The sequence below is a fragment of the Halomonas sp. 113 genome (genome assembly GCF_904067645.1).
Lineage (GTDB): Bacteria > Pseudomonadota > Gammaproteobacteria > Pseudomonadales > Halomonadaceae > Vreelandella > Vreelandella titanicae.
On record NZ_LR881453.1, the window covers coordinates 688,010 to 706,321 of the forward strand.

The 18,312-nt window shown below is 56.4% G+C and carries 13 protein-coding genes; 12 read left to right on the forward strand and 1 reads right to left on the reverse strand.

Annotation, left to right across the window (positions count from 1 at the left end; translation table 11 throughout):
- Positions 1 to 89 precede the first annotated feature (89 nt).
- The 12 genes from pilM (at position 90) to eno (ending at position 17,379) form a co-directional block, all read left to right on the forward strand.
- Entirely contained in the window at positions 90 to 1,151 is a 1,062-nt protein-coding gene (gene pilM / locus YERSI8AC_RS03420; RefSeq protein ID WP_022520008.1) for a type IV pilus assembly protein PilM, read from the forward strand.
- Between the two features lie 24 nt (positions 1,152 to 1,175).
- Positions 1,176 to 1,748, forward strand: a complete 573-nt coding sequence (locus YERSI8AC_RS03425) for a PilN domain-containing protein (protein ID WP_022520007.1) — start codon at positions 1,176 to 1,178, stop codon at positions 1,746 to 1,748.
- The gene (locus YERSI8AC_RS03430; protein WP_022520006.1) at positions 1,745 to 2,404 is read left to right on the forward strand and encodes a type 4a pilus biogenesis protein PilO; all 660 of its coding nucleotides are present in this window, start codon (positions 1,745 to 1,747) and stop codon (positions 2,402 to 2,404) included. Before YERSI8AC_RS03425 ends, YERSI8AC_RS03430 begins: the two co-directional genes overlap by 4 nt.
- Positions 2,401 to 2,976, forward strand: coding sequence for a pilus assembly protein PilP (locus YERSI8AC_RS03435; RefSeq protein WP_022520005.1), 576 nt, complete (start codon positions 2,401 to 2,403; stop codon positions 2,974 to 2,976). The genes YERSI8AC_RS03430 and YERSI8AC_RS03435 overlap by 4 nt, the downstream gene beginning before the upstream one ends.
- Positions 2,977 to 2,989: 13 nt before the next feature.
- Positions 2,990 to 5,050, forward strand: a complete 2,061-nt coding sequence (gene pilQ, locus YERSI8AC_RS03440) for a type IV pilus secretin PilQ (RefSeq protein ID WP_022520004.1) — start codon at positions 2,990 to 2,992, stop codon at positions 5,048 to 5,050.
- Positions 5,050 to 5,628, forward strand: a complete 579-nt coding sequence (gene aroK, locus YERSI8AC_RS03445) for a shikimate kinase AroK (RefSeq protein WP_009286772.1) — start codon at positions 5,050 to 5,052, stop codon at positions 5,626 to 5,628. Before pilQ ends, aroK begins: the two co-directional genes overlap by 1 nt.
- Positions 5,625 to 6,743 (forward strand): 3-dehydroquinate synthase, encoded by a 1,119-nt coding sequence (aroB, locus tag YERSI8AC_RS03450; RefSeq protein ID WP_022520003.1) that lies wholly within the window; start codon positions 5,625 to 5,627, stop codon positions 6,741 to 6,743. Before aroK ends, aroB begins: the two co-directional genes overlap by 4 nt.
- Before the next feature lie 511 nt (positions 6,744 to 7,254).
- On the forward strand, positions 7,255 to 11,697 hold the full coding sequence (gltB, locus tag YERSI8AC_RS03455; protein ID WP_089690628.1) for a glutamate synthase large subunit: 4,443 nt from the start codon (positions 7,255 to 7,257) through the stop codon (positions 11,695 to 11,697).
- Between the two features lie 36 nt (positions 11,698 to 11,733).
- On the forward strand, positions 11,734 to 13,152 hold the full coding sequence (locus YERSI8AC_RS03460; RefSeq protein ID WP_009286775.1) for an FAD-dependent oxidoreductase: 1,419 nt from the start codon (positions 11,734 to 11,736) through the stop codon (positions 13,150 to 13,152).
- Positions 13,153 to 13,491: 339 nt separating this feature from the next.
- The gene (locus YERSI8AC_RS03465; protein ID WP_009286776.1) at positions 13,492 to 15,147 is read left to right on the forward strand and encodes a CTP synthase; all 1,656 of its coding nucleotides are present in this window, start codon (positions 13,492 to 13,494) and stop codon (positions 15,145 to 15,147) included.
- A 12-nt stretch (positions 15,148 to 15,159) separates the two neighbouring features.
- The gene (kdsA, locus tag YERSI8AC_RS03470; RefSeq protein ID WP_009286777.1) at positions 15,160 to 16,023 is read left to right on the forward strand and encodes a 3-deoxy-8-phosphooctulonate synthase; all 864 of its coding nucleotides are present in this window, start codon (positions 15,160 to 15,162) and stop codon (positions 16,021 to 16,023) included.
- A gap of 66 nt (positions 16,024 to 16,089) precedes the next feature.
- Positions 16,090 to 17,379 carry a phosphopyruvate hydratase gene (gene eno, locus YERSI8AC_RS03475; RefSeq protein ID WP_159176093.1) on the forward strand — a complete coding sequence of 430 codons (1,290 nt, stop codon included), beginning with the start codon at positions 16,090 to 16,092 and terminating at the stop codon, positions 17,377 to 17,379.
- A gap of 551 nt (positions 17,380 to 17,930) precedes the next feature.
- Here eno and fdxA read toward each other — a convergent pair.
- On the reverse strand, positions 17,931 to 18,254 hold the full coding sequence (fdxA, locus tag YERSI8AC_RS03480) for a ferredoxin FdxA (protein ID WP_007111508.1): 324 nt from the start codon (positions 18,252 to 18,254) through the stop codon (positions 17,931 to 17,933).
- Positions 18,255 to 18,312: the final 58 nt, after the last annotated feature.

Below are 18,312 nucleotides of genomic sequence, written 5' to 3' on the forward strand. Positions count from 1 at the left end.
AAGTGGGTTCGCGTGTGACGGAACTAAAAATCATGTAACCTCAAATCACATGTGAAAACGGGCGACAAGCAGGTGGAGCCAGACCCAATATGCGCTTTCTAAAACCTGGTAAAGGGTTGATTGGCGTCGATATTACCTCGGCGACCGTCAAGCTGCTTGAGCTAAAACAATGCCACGATCATTACCAGGTAGAAAGCTATGCCGTGCGACCACTTCGCGAAGGGGCGGTTGTGGAGCGTCGAATTCGCGATATCGATGGCGTTGCCAGTGTGCTTAGTCGTGCACTAGAACACGCTAAACCCTCTACCCGTAAAGCTGCAGTGGCTGTTCCCGCTAGCGCCGCGATTACCAAAACGCTGAGCTTCCCTATCGGGCTAAGCGATGAGGAGATCGAAGAGCGCATCGTGGCCGAATCCGACCGCCATATTCCATTTCCGTTCAATGAAGTGGCATTTGATTTTGAGTGCCTTGGCCCTGCGCCCTTTGACGATGAGCACCAGCAGGTAGTGTTGGTCGCCTGTCGGCAGCAGGATGTGACGCAGCTCACCGACACGCTAGAACAGGCAGGTTTAAAGCTTGCGGCAGTGGACGTGGAGACCTTCGCCATGGAGCGTTCACTTGCCGAGCTGCGGCGCCAGCTTAAGGTGGAGAATGACCCTACCGCCTGCTTTGGTCTGGTGGACATTGGTGCCAATATGAATGCTTTCCACGTCGTCCGCGGCGGGCATATCGTTTATACCCGCGATACGCTGTTTGGCGGCCGTCAGCTCACCGATGCGATTCGCGACCGCTACGATTTAAGCATGGAGGAAGCGGGTTTCGCCAAAGAGCGCGGCGGGCTACCCGATGATTACCATGAGCGTGTTCTCAACCCTTTTTTGGAAACCGTGGTGCAGCAGGTGGGGCGTTCCCTGCAGCTCTATTACACCGCCGGGCGTCAGCAAGAAGTGCAACACATCGTATTAGCGGGCGGTTCGAGTGTGATTCCAGGGCTTGCCGAGCGCATTGCTGAAGATAGCGGTATGTCGGTGACCATTGCCAATCCCTTCCAGAACATGCGGATGAACAAGCGCTTGAACCTTCAGGCGTTGACTAGCGATGCCCCAGCGATGCTTACCGCGGGTGGCTTGGCCATGAGGGTAAGTCAATGAGACATGGTCAATGAGAGTTAACCAATGAGCATGACGATTAATCTTCTGCCCTGGCGGGAAGCGCAGCGTGAACGGCGAACCCGCAAATTCTACGTCGTGGTGGCGGGCATGCTGGTGGTGGGTGTAGTACTGGGCCTGCTGGTCGCGCATTTTTACCAGCTCAAGCTGGCAGCCCAGCAGCAACGTAATGCTTACATTAGTAACCATATTGAGCGTCTTAATGCCGATATCGAGAGCGTCTCACGCTACTCCAGCGAAGCCGAGCGTTTAGGCGAGCAGATCGCGGTGTTTCAGGCGCTGCAGACCGAGCGAACGGATGCTGTGCAGCTGTTTAATGATGTGGCAGAGAGCGTGGCCAATGGCGTCATTTATCAACGCTTATCGAAGAGCGGGAATAACGTCAGTGTTACTGCGGTGGCAGGCAGTGATCGCCAGGTTTCCGAGCAACTGCGCCGCATTGCCGCTCTACCGGGGTTGGCTGTGCCCTCGCTATTGGCGGTAGAGAGTGAGCAAAACGGCTCAGGCCGAGTATTTCGTTTTGATGTGGAACAGACCACCGCAGCGCTGCCGCAAGGCGTTGAGGAGGCGCTTCCATGACGCTTAACCGCGAGCAGTGGGCTATTGAGTGGCAGCACCTGTGGGATGTCGACTGGCGGGATCTAGACGTTAAAGAGGCCGGCGGCTGGCCGTGGCTATTAAAAGTGCTGTGCTGCTGCTTGGCGCTGCTGGCAGCATTGAGCGTCATGCTGTGGCTAGTGGTGAGTGAACAGCGCGAGGCCTTGATGGTCGCCCAGCGCCAAGAAGCCAGGCTGCTGAGCGAATACCGCAGCAAAGCCTCGCAAGCGGCCTTCCTGCCGGAAATGCGCGATCAGTTGGCGACTCTGGAAGGGCAGGTGGGGCGCTTGCGTACCATGCTCCCTACCGATGCAGAAATCCCCTCGCTGCTGGATAGCATTAGCGATGCCGCCGCCGATAACCGCCTGACCATTGAAACGATTCGGCTGCGCACAGCGCAAGCCCAGGCCCATTATGTCGAGCAGCCGCTGGATATACAGGTGCGTGGCGGCTATCACCAGTTAGCGCGCTTTAGTGCCGATATCGCCTCGCTACCCCGCATGGTGACCCAGCACGATTTTAACCTGGAACCCGCCGATGGCCGCGGCGAAGCGCTGCGTCTTTCGCTTTTGGCCCGCACCTACCGCTATGTGGAGGAGAGCGACCAAACCTCCACAGAGGGGGCGCAGGCGCCATGAGAGCTGAACAACTGCTTTTTGTAGCAACAAGAAGGACAAGAAGGGCAACCTCGGCCGTCACCTTGACGGTCTCCGCGGTGGTGCTCACCGGCTGTGCAGACGCCGACTTGGCTCAGCTTGAAGGCACGCTGGCCGATATTCGTCAGACCCCTGGCGGGCAACCGCCAGTTATGGCTGTCGCGCTGCCCGAAAACCAAGATTTATCCTACTTGTATAGCGACGGGCGTAGCCCTTTTTTGCCTCCCGACGAGATTGCTCAGGATAGCGCTGATCGAGGCGAAGTTGCGCTCGCTCCCGACCGGCAGCGCGCGCCAGAGCCGCTGGAGCGCTTCTCACTGCAAGAGCTGCGATTGGTCGGTACTATGCGTATGGGAGAGCGACAAGTGGCGTTGATTGCATCGCCGGATGGCAACGTGACCAGCGTCAAAGAGGGTAACTATATGGGCACCGACTATGGGCGTATCGCCCAGATCAACGCCCAAGAAATACGCGTTACCGAACGGGTGTTCACTCAGCCTGAAGGGTGGCAGGAGCGGCAAGTGTCACTAGTCATCAACGAAAACAGCGAGTAAGCGGATACAGCTCATGGCAGTTACAGCTTGGCGAATCACTCTCTACATGGCCATGGCCGCACTATGCTTACTGTTGCCCTCATTGGCAGCTGCCTCGGTGCTGACCGGTATTGAGGTTCAACCCGCTAAGAACGGTGGAACCCATCTTGACCTGCGTTTTACCGGTGATATGCCTGAACTACGCAGCTACCGCTTAGACTCTCCTCCCCGAGTGACGCTGGATTTGGCAGCAACCCAAAGTGGTCTCACTGATCGGCGCATCAACGTTAATCGTAACGGTATCGAACAGATTACCGCGCTGGAGGGCAATGGCCGCACGCGTTTGGTGATCAATCTGAGCGAGTCGCAGGCGTTCACATCACGGGTAATGGATGATCGCCTACGCATTACCTTTGCTTCAGGTGCCAGCCGCTTGCCTAGCCCTTCGCCCAGCATCGCCTCAGCGGGGCTTGAAACCGATGAAGGGCCGCAGGTTGAGAATATTGACTTTCGTCGCGGTGCAGATGGTGCCGGACGGTTGATAGTCACCTTTGATCGCGAAGGCGTCGAGGCGAACGTGCGGGAAGGTGGCCCCGATCAAGTGATGGTGGATCTGCGCGATGTGGCGATTCCAGACTCGCTTAACCAAATCTACGATGTCACCGATTTCGCCACTCCCATAACACGGATTACGCCCCGCACCAGCCAGGACGCCACCCAGTTAGCGATCGCCACGCAGGGTGCTTATGCGATGATCTCCACGCAAAATGGCCGCACGCTGACTGTGGAAGTCCAGCCCGCCAGTCAGAAGGCGCAACCCTCCCAGACGACAGGTGAACGCTTCACCGGCGAACGGTTGAGTCTTAATTTTCAGGATATAGAAGTACGCTCGGTGCTAGCGAAACTGGCCGAATTTACCGGGCTAAATTTAGTCGCCAGCGATAGCGTATCGGGGCGTGTAACGCTCAATTTAAATGATGTGCCCTGGGATCAGGCGCTCGAACTGATTCTGCAAAGTAAGAGGCTATCGAGCCGTGAGCAGGGCAATGTGATCGTGGTAGCGCCCGCTAGTGAATTGGCCGATTTGGAACGCCAAGAGCTAGAGGCGCGCAATCAGCGTGAAACGCTCTCGCCGTTGGTCACCGAGTTTATCGAGATCAAGTATGCGCGGGCCAAAGATTTAGCTCAGTTGCTACGCGGAGGTGGCGATGACGGCTTTGGTTTGCTCACCGAGCGGGGGCGCGTCAGCATTGATAACCGCACCAATACGCTGCTGGTGCAAGATACCGCTGATCAAGTGCGCGATATCGCCCGCACCATTGACCGCCTGGATGTGGCTGTTCGGCAGGTACAGATTGAGGCACGCATTGTCATTGCAAGGGACACTGCTTCCCGTGAACTGGGAGTTAACTGGGGTATGTCGAGTACCCGCGGTTTTCAGGAGGCGGAAGATGGCACCTTCAGCCGACGCGATATCAACCCCGATGGCATCAACCGGGCACAGGGCGGCCTGGCTGTGGATTTAGGTGCTGCCACTGGGCCGGGCACCGGTTTTAGCTTTGGCTACTTATCTGGTGATATCCTGTTGGATTTGGAGCTGCGCGCACTGGAAAGCGAAGGGAAAAGCCAGACTATTTCTCAGCCCAGAATTATTACCGCCAATCAACGTACCGCCAAAATTAGCCAGGGTGAAGAGCGTGCCTTTCAGAGTGTGGATGGCAACGACAACCTGGATACCGAATTCAAAGAAGCCGAGCTTTCATTGGAAGTCACCCCGCAGATTACCCCGGATAACCGCATTATTATGGATCTGGTGATTAAAAATGACAGTTTTCGTGAATCGGAGTTTGGCGGTGAACCGCCGATTGATACCAACCAGATTGAGACCCAAGTGCTGGTAGATAACGGCCAAACGGTGGTGTTAGGCGGAATTTTGACCACCGAAGAGCTGCGCCAAATCGCCAAAACACCGCTTTTGGGTGATATTCCTTTGCTCGGTAGACTGTTTCGCTATACCGAAGAGAGCAATGAAAAGGTAGAGTTGTTAGTCTTTATTACTCCACGACTCCTAGACGATGGCTTAACGGTTCGCTGATGCAGGATTTACCCAATTTATTTCTCATAGGCCCCATGGGGGCTGGCAAAAGCACCATTGGTCGCCTATTGGCGGCCGAGCTTGCGCGCCCGTTTTACGACAGTGACCACGCCATCCAAGACCGCTGCGGGGCAGATATCCCGTGGATTTTTGATGTCGAGGGCGAGCAGGGCTTTCGCCTGCGGGAAATTCATATGATTGATGAGCTAACCCGGCTCTCTCCGGTCGTGGTCGCCACTGGCGGCGGTGCGGTGCTGCGCGAAGAGAATCGCCGCGCACTGCGCGAGCGTGGCACGGTGGTTTATCTGCTGACCACCGTCGACCAGCAGCTCAAACGGACAGCGAAAGATCGCAACCGGCCGCTGCTGCAGTGCGCCAACCGCGAGCAGGTGCTCAACGATATGTTTGCCCAGCGCGACCCGCTCTATCGCGCCACCTCGGATATTGCCGTGCGCACCGACCGGCGCAGCCCGCGAGCGGTGGTCAATGAAATTCTGCGCCGGGTGCATCGGTTGGTAGATCCACTTGAGCCCTCATCATCGTCGGCTAAAACGCTTAACCATAAGGTATCACCATGAACTCGACAGCCAGCGCGCAACGCACCCTTCATGTTGCTTTAGACGAGCGCAGCTATCCGATTCATATTGGCACCGAGCTGATGGGGCGTGCCGATATGCTAACGCCTTATCTGGCCGGCCAGCAGGTGATGGTCGTCACTAACGAGACTATCGCGCCGCTCTACCTGGACAAGCTTTGCGCTAGCCTGCCGGATCATCTGGAAGTGCGCACGGTCATACTCCCCGATGGCGAGCAATACAAAACCATCGAACAGGTCAGCCGTATTTGGGACGCGCTGCTAGAGGCCGGTTTTAACCGCCGCTGCACGCTAATTGCTTTAGGCGGTGGAGTGATCGGCGATATGGTCGGCTACGCCGCCGCTTCCTATCAGCGAGGTGTAGCGTTTATCCAAGTGCCCACCACGCTGCTTTCCCAGGTGGATTCGTCGGTGGGGGGCAAGACCGGCGTTAACCATCCGCTGGGGAAAAACATGATTGGCGCCTTCTGGCAGCCCAAAGCGGTGCTGGTGGATATTGATACGCTCAAGAGTCTGCCCCGTCGCGAACTCTCCGCCGGGCTGGCCGAGGTTATCAAGTACGGCCTGATCCGCGACGAAGCGTTTTTAAGCTGGCTGGAAGCCAACATGCCCGCACTACTTGATGTGGAGCCTGAGGTCGTCGCAGACGCCATTGCACGAAGTTGCCAAATCAAAGCAGACATTGTTGCCGAAGATGAGACGGAACAGGGCGTCCGCGCGCTGCTCAACCTGGGCCACACCTTTGGTCATGCCATTGAGGCGCATCAGGGCTACGGCAACTGGCTACACGGCGAAGCCGTGGGCGCTGGCATGGCCATGGCGGCAACGCTTTCCCGACGCTTGGGCTGGCTCACCGATGCGGCGCTAGCACGCAGCCTGGCGGTGATCGAGAGCGCCGAGCTACCGTTAGCGGCACCGGCGAATATGACCAGCGATGACTTTTTAACCCGCATGCGGCTGGATAAGAAAAATATCGATACGCGGCTGCGATTGGTGCTGCTTAACGCCCTGGGCGATGCTTGTGTTAGCGATGCCACGCCCGTTGATGTCCTTCGCACGCTGCTCGATGATTACCCGCGCTGTCCAGTGGAAAAGTAATCCTTTCACAAGCTAGTCATTCCAAAAACTGGTCAGCTATATCCTATCCGCCCAATGGATCGCTCCTTACGTAGAGTGGTTTTCATTGGGCGGTTTTTTATTCGCTCGGCTACATCGTGAGCCCATTTGTCGAACGCTGTTTTATATAATCCGTATGCCTTATGCGCTATCGGCATGGGTTTTTGGGCGCTGTTTAGACTAAAGTTTAATGGAAAATAAAAAGCGTTAAAATAGCGTTTTACCTTGTTACAAGTGGTTGAAGTATATGTATTTTTTCCTTGAATGAGGATGCAAATACAGGATTTGAAAAGAGTTTCTCTAACGATGTGGGCGCCAAGAGATTGCGCAAAGTGGCTAGCAATCGCTATGCTGACCGGCCATTTTGTTGCGGCAGCGAACTTGGGAAGTACCCCATTCTGGGCAGGTTATAAGCACTATAAAAAAAGCGAAACCGTCCTTTATACCATAAGCACGCTGCTAAAAAAATACGCTGACTAGTAGAGGCACGCCCATGAATAGAGGTCTTCACCAGCCTGGCGAGTTTCGCGATAACTGTGGTTTTGGCCTGATTGCCCATATGGAAGGCCAGGCTAGCCACGATTTGCTGAAAACTGCCATTGAATCCCTGACCTGCATGACCCACCGGGGCGGCATTGCTGCCGACGGCAAAACCGGCGACGGCTGTGGTTTGCTGTTGAAAATGCCCACCCCGTTTATGCAGGCGCTGGCCAAAGAAGCATTCGATGCCGAGCTGGGCGAACGCTTTGCTGTGGGTGTGGTGTTTCTACCCAACGATGATGCCCGTGAAGCGCATGCCCGCGACACTCTGACGGGTGAGCTGGAAGCGCGTGGTCTTAACGTGTTGGGCTGGCGCGATGTGCCCACTGACTCCAGCGTTTGCGGCCCCATGGCGCTGGACTGCCTGCCACGTATTCGTCAGCTGTTTGTGCAGCCAGGCCAGGGTGAACACTTCGATGTTGACCTGTTTATGGCCCGCCGCCGCGCCGAGCAGGCGCTACGCAACGAAGAGGACTTCTACGTCGCCTCGCTCTCGTCAGAAGTGGTCTCCTATAAAGGCCTGGTGATGCCGGAAGACCTACCGGCGTTTTATCAGGACTTGAATGACCCGCGCCTGGAAACCGCCATCTGCGTGTTTCACCAGCGCTTCTCGACCAATACTGCTCCGCGCTGGCCGTTGGCACAACCGTTCCGTCTATTGGCCCATAACGGCGAGATCAACACCATTGAGGCCAACCGCGGCTGGGCGAACTCGCGTAAAGCCAACTTCGTTAACGAGCGTCTGCCGGATATCACCGAGCTGGACGAGATCGTTAACACCACCGGCTCCGACTCCTCCAGTATGGACAACATGCTGGAAGTGTTGCTGACCGGCGGTATGGAGCTGCATCGCGCGGTACGCATGATGGTGCCGCCCGCCTGGCAGAACGTAGAGACCATGGACGCCGAGCTGCGCGCCTTCTACGAATACAACTCCATGCATATGGAGCCGTGGGATGGCCCTGCGGGTGTGGTCATGACCGATGGCCGCCAAGCGGTGTGTATGCTCGACCGTAACGGCCTGCGCCCGGCGCGCTGGGTAATGACCAAGAATGGCTACATTACCCTGGCCTCTGAAATCGGCACCTACGACTATAAGCCGGAAGACGTGGTCGCTAAGGGCCGCGTTGGCCCTGGTCAAATGCTCGCCGTGGATACCGAAACCGGCGAAGTGCTGCACACCACTGATATCGATGAGCGGCTGAAATCTGCCTACCCCTATAAGCGTTGGCTTAAGCAGGAGGCGAACTATTTAGAGTCGGCACTGACCGAGCTTGCGCGTTTCCAAACCATGGATGCCGATTCGCTCAACGTTCAGCAGAAGTTGTTCCAGGTTAGCTTCGAAGAGCGTGACCAGGTGCTGCGCCCGCTGGCAGAGAGTGGCCAGGAAGCCGTTGGCTCCATGGGAGATGATACGCCCATGGCGGTGCTGTCGAGCCGCCCGCGCCTGCTGACTGACTTCTTCCGTCAGAAGTTTGCCCAGGTCACCAATCCGCCCATCGACCCGCTGCGCGAAGCGATCGTGATGTCGCTGGAAACCTGCTGTGGCGCTGAGCTTAACGTCTTTAAAGCGACGCCTGAGCACGCGCACCGCTTGATCTTGACCACGCCGGTACTGTCCCCACGCAAGTTTACCGCCCTGGTTAGCCAGGACGATCCTGCGTTTGCCAGCTATACACTGTCGTTGGGTTACGATCCCGATCAGCAGAGCTTGCATCAAGCGCTTAAGGCTTTATGTGAGGAGGCAGAAGCTCAAGTCCGCGCCGGTAAAGTCATTCTGGTACTCACCGATGCGGAGCTGACGAAAGGCCTGATTCCCATTCAGGCCGCCCTGGCCGTGGGTGCCGTGCACTCTCACTTAGGCCGGTTGGCGCTGCGCCCCAACGCCAACATCGTGGTAGAAACCGGCTACGCTCGCGACGCCCACCAAATGGCGGTGCTGTTTGGCGTGGGCGCTACGGCGGTTTATCCGTGGCTCGCTTATCAGGTCATGGCGGATATGCACCGCACGGGCGAGCTGACCGGCAACCCGGCTGACGGTCGTGAGAACTACCGTAAAGGGCTGCAGAAAGGCCTGTTCAAGATCCTGTCTAAAATGGGTATCTCGACGCTGGCTTCCTACCGCGGCTCGATGCTGTTTGAAGCCGTGGGCTTGGCAGATGAAGTAATGGATCTCTGCTTTGTCGGTATGGCCTCGCGCATTCAGGGCGCCGGTTTTGCCGAGCTTCAGATGCAGCAAGCGCTGCTGGCGAAAGATGCCTGGATTCCCCGTAAAGGAATCTCCCAAGGCGGCATGTTCAAGTATGTGCACGGCCACGAGTACCACGCCTACAACCCCGATGTGGTGATGTCACTACAGGCGGCGGTTCAGGAAGGCAGCTATACCAAGTGGAAAAAGTTTGCTCAATTGGTGAACGAGCGGCCTGTGGCCACTATTCGTGACTTGCTCAAGCTCAAGCCTGCGGAAACACCGATTGCGCTGGAAGACGTAGAGCCGGTTGAAGATTTACTGCCGCGCTTTGATAGCGCCGGTATGTCACTGGGGGCGCTATCGCCGGAAGCCCACGAAGCGCTGGCCCAGGCCATGAACGAAGCCGGCGGGCGTTCCAACTCCGGTGAGGGCGGTGAAGATCCAGCCCGCTACGGCACCATTCGCAGCTCCAAGATCAAGCAGATTGCCTCTGGCCGCTTTGGTGTAACCCCGGCGTATCTGGTCAATGCAGAAGTACTGCAGATCAAGGTCGCCCAAGGTGCCAAGCCCGGTGAGGGCGGTCAGCTACCCGGCGGTAAGGTAAACCAGCTGATTGCTCGGCTGCGCTACGCAGTCCCCGGCGTCACGCTGATTTCACCGCCGCCGCACCACGATATTTACTCTATCGAGGATTTGGCCCAGCTGATTTTTGACCTTAAGCAGGTCAATCCGGATGCCCAGGTGTCGGTGAAACTGGTTTCCGAGCCGGGGATCGGCACGATCGCCACCGGTGTGGCCAAGGCCTACGCGGATTTGATTACCGTATCAGGCTACGACGGCGGTACAGCGGCAAGCCCGCTGACCTCGATCAAGCACGCCGGTTCACCCTGGGAATTGGGGCTGCCGGAAGTGCATCAGGCGCTGCGCATCAACGGGCTGCGCGATAAGATTCGCCTGCAGACCGATGGCGGCCTGAAAACCGGTCTGGATGTGGTCAAAGCGGCGATTCTCGGCGCCGAGAGCTTCGGTTTCGGCACCGCGCCCATGGTGGCGTTGGGCTGTAAATACCTGCGTATCTGTCACCTCAACAACTGTGCCACTGGGGTCGCGACTCAGGATGACTTCCTGCGCGGCGAGCACTTCCGCGGCACCGTGGATATGGTCAAGAACTACTTCCGCTTTATCGCCGAAGAAGTGCGTGAGCTGATGGCTATGCTCGGTGTGTGCAAGCTCACTGATTTGATCGGGCGTACCGACCTTCTGGAAGTGCTTGAGGGTGATACGGCTTCCCAGCGTAAGCTCGATCTAACGCCGCTGCTGGCCAATGATTTTGTACCCAAAGATGCGCCGCAGTTCTGCAGGGTTAGCCGTAACGTGCCCCACGATCCGGGCGCTAAAAACCAGGAAGTGCTGGCGGCGCTGAAAGATGCTATCGAAAGCCAGTCGGGCGGTGAATTCCACTTCACCATCACCAACTGTGACCGCAGCGTGGGTGCACTCACCTCTGGTGCCATTGCCAAGCGATACGGTGAAGAGGGACTGGAAGCGGCGCCGGTCACGGCCAATTTCGTCGGCGTGGCGGGGCAGAGCTTCGGGGTATGGAATGCTCGGGGTCTGAATCTTTTCCTGGAAGGCGACGCCAACGACTACGTCGGCAAGGGCATGAACGGCGGCAGTATCGTGATTGTACCGCCCAAAGTCAGCCAGTTTGAGAGTCATAAAACGGCCATTATCGGCAACACCTGCCTGTATGGTGCCACTGGCGGGACACTATTCGCCGCCGGTACTGCGGGCGAGCGCTTTGCGGTGCGTAACTCTGGCGCTTCAGCGGTGATCGAGGGCGCAGGCGACCACTGTTGCGAATATATGACCGGCGGTTTGGTCTGCGTGCTCGGTGAGACCGGGGTCAACTTCGGTGCGGGCATGACCGGTGGGTTTGCCTATGTGTTGGATGAAGAGCGCACCTTCGTGGACAAGTACAACCACGAACTGGTCGAAATTCACCGCGTTAACACAGAGGCCATGGAGGCGTATCGTCGTCACCTGCGTGAAATGATCGAAGCCTATGTGGCCGCGACGGGTTCCGCGCGTGGGGCGGCTATTCTGGAAGACTTCAGCGACTATGCGCGTCACTTCTGGCTGGTTAAGCCAAAAGCAGCCAGCTTGGGTAGTTTGCTGGATCAGTCTCGGCGTCAGCCGCAATAACCCGTTTATGCCCCTCACGCTGACAGGAGAGAGATCATGGCTAACCGTTTAAATAACGATTTTCAGTTTGTCGATGTGGGTCGTCAGGATCCACAGAAGAAAGACGCCCGTGCCCGTGCCAAAGAGTTTGCGGAAATTTACGAACCTTACAAGCCCACCGATGCGGCCAGCCAGGCGCATCGCTGCCTGCACTGCGGTAACCCGTACTGTGAGTGGAAGTGCCCGGTGCACAACTATATTCCCAACTGGCTACAGCTGGTGGTGGAAGGCAACATTATTGAAGCCGCTGAGCTGTCGCACAAAACCAACTCGCTGCCCGAAGTATGTGGTCGCGTGTGCCCCCAGGATCGTCTGTGCGAAGGCGACTGCACGCTAAATGACGGCTTTGGTGCCGTCACCATCGGCTCGGTGGAGAAGTACATTACCGATACGGCGTTCGCCATGGGCTGGCGTCCGGATATGTCCCACGTTACCTGGACGGATAAAAAAGTCGCCATCATTGGCGCAGGCCCTGCGGGCCTGGGCTGTGCGGATATTTTGGCCCGTAACGGCGTTAAGCCGGTGGTGTTCGACAAGTATCCAGAAATCGGTGGCCTGCTGACCTTTGGTATTCCCGAGTTCAAGCTGGAAAAGAGCGTGATGGAGCGCCGTCGGGCAGTCTTTGAAGAGATGGGCGTCGAGTTCCGCCTGAATACCGAGATTGGCACCGATATTGAGTTTGAGACCTTGATGCAGGAGTACGACGCGGTTTTCCTGGGTATGGGGACTTATAAATACATGGAAGGCGGCTTCCCTGGCGAAGATCTGCCGGGCGTGTACAAGGCCCTCGATTTCCTGATTGCCAACGTTAACCGCTGCCTGGGCTTTGAAAAAGATCCCAACGACTATATCTCTATGGAAGGCAAGCGTGTGGTCGTGCTGGGCGGCGGCGATACGGCGATGGACTGTAACCGTACCTCGATTCGTCAAAACGCCACCAGCGTGACCTGCGCGTACCGTCGTGACGAAGGCAACATGCCGGGGTCGCGCCGTGAAGTCTCCAATGCTCGTGAAGAGGGCGTTGAGTTTCTGTTCAACCGTCAGCCGGTGGCGGTCGTCGGTGAAGAGAAGGTCGAAGGCGTGAAAGTTGTGCGCACACGCTTGGGTGAGCCGGATGAAAACGGCCGTCAGCGCCCTGAAGTGGTGCCCGGTTCTGAAGAGATCATTGCGGCGGATGCTGTGGTTATCGCTTTTGGCTTCCAGGCAAGCCCTGCACCGTGGTTCGATAGCGCCAATATTCAGGTGGACGAGCGCGATCGCGTCACCGCGCCGGAGCACGGCCAGTACGCCTTCCAAACCAGCAACGAAAAAATCTTTGCCGGTGGCGATATGGTGCGCGGCTCTGACTTGGTGGTCACGGCGATTTACGAAGGTCGCCAGGCTGCAGAAGGTATTCTGGATTACCTGGGCGTGTGAAAGAAGTGCCTTTATAGGCTTAATGTCATCGCGAGCGAAGCGTGGCGATCTGGGTTAGATTGCCGCGTCGCTGCGCTCCTCGCAATGACAGGGCGCGATGCTTCACAATTTACAGCGCGTATTTAGCTTCATGTCATCGCGAGCGAAGCGTGGCGATCTGGGTTAGATTGCCGCGTCGCTGCGCTCCTCGCAATGACAAGATGCGATGCTTCAGAATGACAGCGCGTACTTTAAGCAGTGCAGTTCAAATTGAGCCTTAGGTCGTAATCTGCTAGTCTGTCGACCCATCCTGGCGTGGCTTTCTGCCGTGCCTTCTGATCACGTTTCGACAGGTTATCCATGACACGATATATCTTCGTGACCGGCGGCGTTGTGTCCTCTCTTGGCAAGGGCATCGCCTCCGCCTCGCTTGCGGCGATTTTAGAGGCCCGCGGCCTTAAGGTCACCATGCTCAAGCTCGACCCGTACATCAACGTGGATCCGGGCACCATGAGCCCCTTCCAGCACGGTGAGGTGTTCGTCACAGAAGATGGCGCCGAAACCGATCTTGATCTCGGGCATTACGAGCGCTTTATTCGCACCAAAATGACCCAGCGCAACAACTTTACGACCGGTCGTGTCTACGAGCACGTGCTGCGTAAAGAGCGTCGGGGCGACTATCTCGGTGGCACCGTCCAGGTCATTCCGCATATCACCGACGAGATTAAAGAGCGCGTTTACGCGGGCGGTGAAGGTTTTGATGTGGCGCTGGTAGAGATCGGCGGCACGGTTGGTGATATCGAATCACTGCCTTTCCTGGAGTCGATCCGCCAAATTCGTAGTGAGCAGGGCGCCAACCGTGCGCTGTTTATGCACCTGACCCTGGTGCCCTACATCAAAACGGCGGGTGAGACCAAAACCAAACCGACCCAGCACAGCGTTAAAGAGCTGCGTTCCATCGGTATCCAGCCGGATATTCTGATTTGCCGCAGCGAAGTTGAACTGGAAGAGAGCGAGCGCCGCAAAATCGCCCTGTTCACCAACGTCGAAGAGCGTGCCGTGGTACCGCTGCAGGATGCCGATACGATCTATCGCATCCCGCTGATGCTCCATGAACACGGTCTGGACGAGATCGTTTGCGATAAGCTGCGCCTGGAAGCCCCGGAAGCAGATTTATCCGAGTGGGTGAAGGTGCTGGATGCCAAGCTCAATCCGCTCAAATCCGTCAGTATTGCCATGGTCGGTAAGTACATGGAACTGCTGGATGCCTACAAGTCGCTCAACGAAGCGCTGATTCACGCCGGTATCCAGGGTCGCATTAAGGTCAACGTCGACTATATTGACTCCGAAGACATCGAGCGTCACGGCACCGAGCGCTTGGCGGGTAAAGACGCCATTCTGGTGCCCGGCGGCTTCGGCGAGCGCGGCGTAGAAGGCAAGATTATGACCGCTCAATTCGCCCGCGAAAACAACGTGCCGTATCTGGGTATTTGCCTGGGTATGCAGGTGGCGGTGATTGAGTTTGCCCGTAATGTGGCAGGCTGGAACGACGCCAACTCTACCGAGTTCACCCACGACACCCAGCACCCGGTAGTAGGTTTGATCACCGAATGGCTAAGCCCAGAAGGCAAAGTCGAGCTGCGTGATGCAGCGTCTGATTTAGGTGGCACCATGCGCTTAGGTGGCCAGGTATGCCGTTTGGCATCGGGAACCAAAGCACGCGAAGCCTACGGCTCGGATGAGATTGTCGAGCGCCACCGTCACCGCTTCGAGGTCAATAACCAGTTTATCGATGAGCTTGAAAAGGCGGGCTTGGTTATCTCAGGCAAGAGCGTCGACCAATCGCTGGTTGAAGTCATCGAGCTGGCTGACCACCCTTGGTACGTAGCCTGCCAGTTCCACCCGGAGTTCACTTCTACTCCCCGTGATGGTCACCCGCTGTTCTCTGGCTTTGTGAACGCCGCCTTGGATTACAAAACAGCGCGCAGTCGCGCCCACGCGAACTCGCAGGAATAAGAGGGCAGAAGCATGGCTTCTCAAGACCGATCTCAAGAGCGTCATATTAACGTTGCTGGCTTAACCGCCGGTAACTCCTTGCCGTTTATGCTGCTGGGTGGCATGAACGTACTGGAGTCGGCCGATCTTGCCGACGAAGTCGCTCAAGCCTACGTCACGGTGACCCAGAAGCTGGGTATGCCCTACGTTTTTAAGGCCAGCTTTGACAAAGCCAATCGCAGTTCGATTCACTCCTACCGCGGCCCAGGTATCGAGAAAGGGCTGCAGATACTGGCCGATATCAAAGCTCGCCACAACGTGCCGATCATCACTGACGTTCACGAGCCTTGGCAGGCGCAAGCAGCCGCTGAAGTCGCTGACATTATCCAACTGCCGGCCTTTTTGGCTCGCCAAACTGATTTGGTGGTCGCCATGGCCAAAACCGGCGCGGTCATCAATATCAAAAAGCCGCAGTTTTTGGCGCCCCATGAAATGCGTCATATCCTCAGCAAGTTCCAGGAAGCGGGTAACGACCAGTTGATGCTCTGCGAGCGCGGCTCAAGCTTTGGTTACAACAATCTGATTGTTGATATGCTGGGCTTTGGTGATATGAAGCAAACCGGCTACCCGGTATTTTTCGATGTGACCCACGCGCTGCAGCGCCCCGGTGGGCGTGCCGATAGTGCTGATGGGCGCCGTGCCCAGGTGGCTGAGTTAGCGCGTGCAGGCGTGGCTGTCGGCCTTGCCGGGCTGTTTTTGGAAGCCCACCCTGACCCAGACAACGCCAAATGCGATGGTCCCTGTGCATTGCCGCTGGATCAATTAGAGCCGTTCTTGACTCAGCTTGCCCAGTTGGATGCGCTGGTTAAAGGTTTTGAGCCGCTAACGATTCGCTAAGCTGTATTTAGCTAATCAGGTCGTTATATTAATAATTTTATCTGACTAACAGGAAAGGATACTGCCATGACCAAAATTGTTGCTATCAGTGCGTTGGAAGTGCTGGATTCTCGTGGTAACCCGACCGTGCAGGCGCATGTACGCCTTGCCAGTGGTGCTGTCGGTGAAGCCTGTGCCCCCAGTGGTGCTTCAACCGGCTCCCGGGAAGCGTTAGAGCTGCGCGACGGCGATAAGTCGCGCTACCTGGGCAAAGGCGTGCTGAAAGCAGTCGATGCGGTCAATGGCAAAATTCGTGATGCGCTGATGGGCATGGATGCGCGCGATCAGCGCGGCTTGGACGATGCCATGTTGGCGCTGGACGGCACTGAAAACAAAGCGAATCTGGGGGCGAATGCCATCCTAGCCGTTTCGCTGGCGGCGGCTAAAGCAGCTGCTAACGCCAAAGGCGTACCGCTCTACGCCCACATTGCCGAGCTCTACGGTCAACCTGGCCAGTACAGCATGCCGGTGCCGATGATGAACATCATCAACGGCGGCGAGCACGCGGATAACAACGTCGATATCCAGGAATTTATGGTGCAGCCAGTGGGCGCGCCTAACTTCCGCGAAGGGCTGCGCATGGGCGCGGAAATTTTCCACGCGCTGAAGAAAGTGCTCTCCGCGAAGGGGCTCTCTACATCCGTCGGTGACGAGGGCGGCTTTGCGCCTAACCTGGCGTCTAACGCTGATGCGCTAGCGGTGATTAAACAAGCCGTTGCCGATGCTGGCTATGAGCTGGGTAAAGACGTCACTCTGGCGCTGGATTGTGCTTCGTCTGAGTTTTACAAAGACGGTCAGTACAACCTTTCCGGTGAAGGCAAAAGCTACGACGCCCAAGGCTTTACCGATTACCTGGCAGGCCTGTGTGCCGACTACCCAATTGTGTCTATCGAAGACGGCATGGATGAATCGGATTGGGCGGGTTGGAAAGCGCTGACTGACAAGCTGGGCGAGAAAGTGCAGCTGGTGGGCGATGATCTATTCGTGACCAATACCAAGATTCTCAAGCGCGGTATCGATGAGCAGATCGGTAACTCTATCCTGATCAAGTTTAACCAGATCGGTTCGCTCTCTGAGACGCTGGACGCGATTAAGATGGCGCAGGATGCTGGCTTTACGGCGGTTATTTCTCACCGCTCCGGTGAAACCGAAGATACCACCATTGCCGATTTGGCGGTGGGTACCTGTGCCGGTCAGATTAAAACGGGCTCACTTTGCCGCTCTGATCGGGTTGCCAAGTACAACCGTTTGCTGGTGATTGAAGCAGAGCTGGGTGATGTGACCTACCCAGGTTTGAAAGCCATTAAAGGGCAGTAAAATGCCAATATCGAGCGAATTTTTAGAGGTGCTTGTAAGAGATGTCTCAAAATTTTGTAAGAGATATCTTACAAATACCGACGAGAATCGCTCAGTTTAGGGTAAGAAATAGCTTACTTTGCCACTAATTAAAATTTAAGTAATTGTTTAATAAGTGGTTTTTTAAAAAGGGCGAGTCGCAGCGGCTCGCCCTTTTGTATTTTGGCTTTGTTGAGAAGCGGCCATGATCTGACACAATATACACAGGACAAGGGGAGGCAAGGACGCTTCAGTCAGGATGCAGCGGGATGTAGGTCAGATGCGCCGGGTGATACAGTGAGGTGAGCCCTGGCAAGGACGTCATCTGAGGAGGTTGATCCAGGGAGTGGTCAGAGGAAGTGCTTGGAGCGGGCGGCCTACGGGTCGCCTTTTTTTGCCCGCAATTTGGCGGCACACTTTAGACAACACAAAAAAACCAGCACTGTTTTTAACAACCAGCGCTGGTTTAAAGAGAATTTTTAAAGAGAGCTTTTAAAAAGAGCTATGTGCTGATTTTTAAACCGTCACAGCGTTTAGCGCTCTAGTTTCTCAAGCTTGCCGGGCTTGCCATCCCACTCTTCGGCGTCCGGCAGCGGGTCTTTTCTTTCGGCGATGTTGGGCCATACTTCGGCCATCTCAGCGTTAATCTCGATAAAGGCCTCCTGTCCATCCGGCAGCTCATCCTCGGAGAATATCGCCTCGGCGGGGCACTCGGGCTCACACAGCGCGCAGTCGATACACTCGTCAGGATGAATGACCAGGAAGTTCGGGCCCTCGTAAAAACAGTCGACCGGGCAGACTTCCACACAGTCGGTGTATTTGCACTGGATGCAGTTCTCGGTAACGACAAACGTCATCTTGCTATCCCTCTTGCAGGGCCGGGTAACTCCCAGCCATGGTCAATCGTGAATGGTT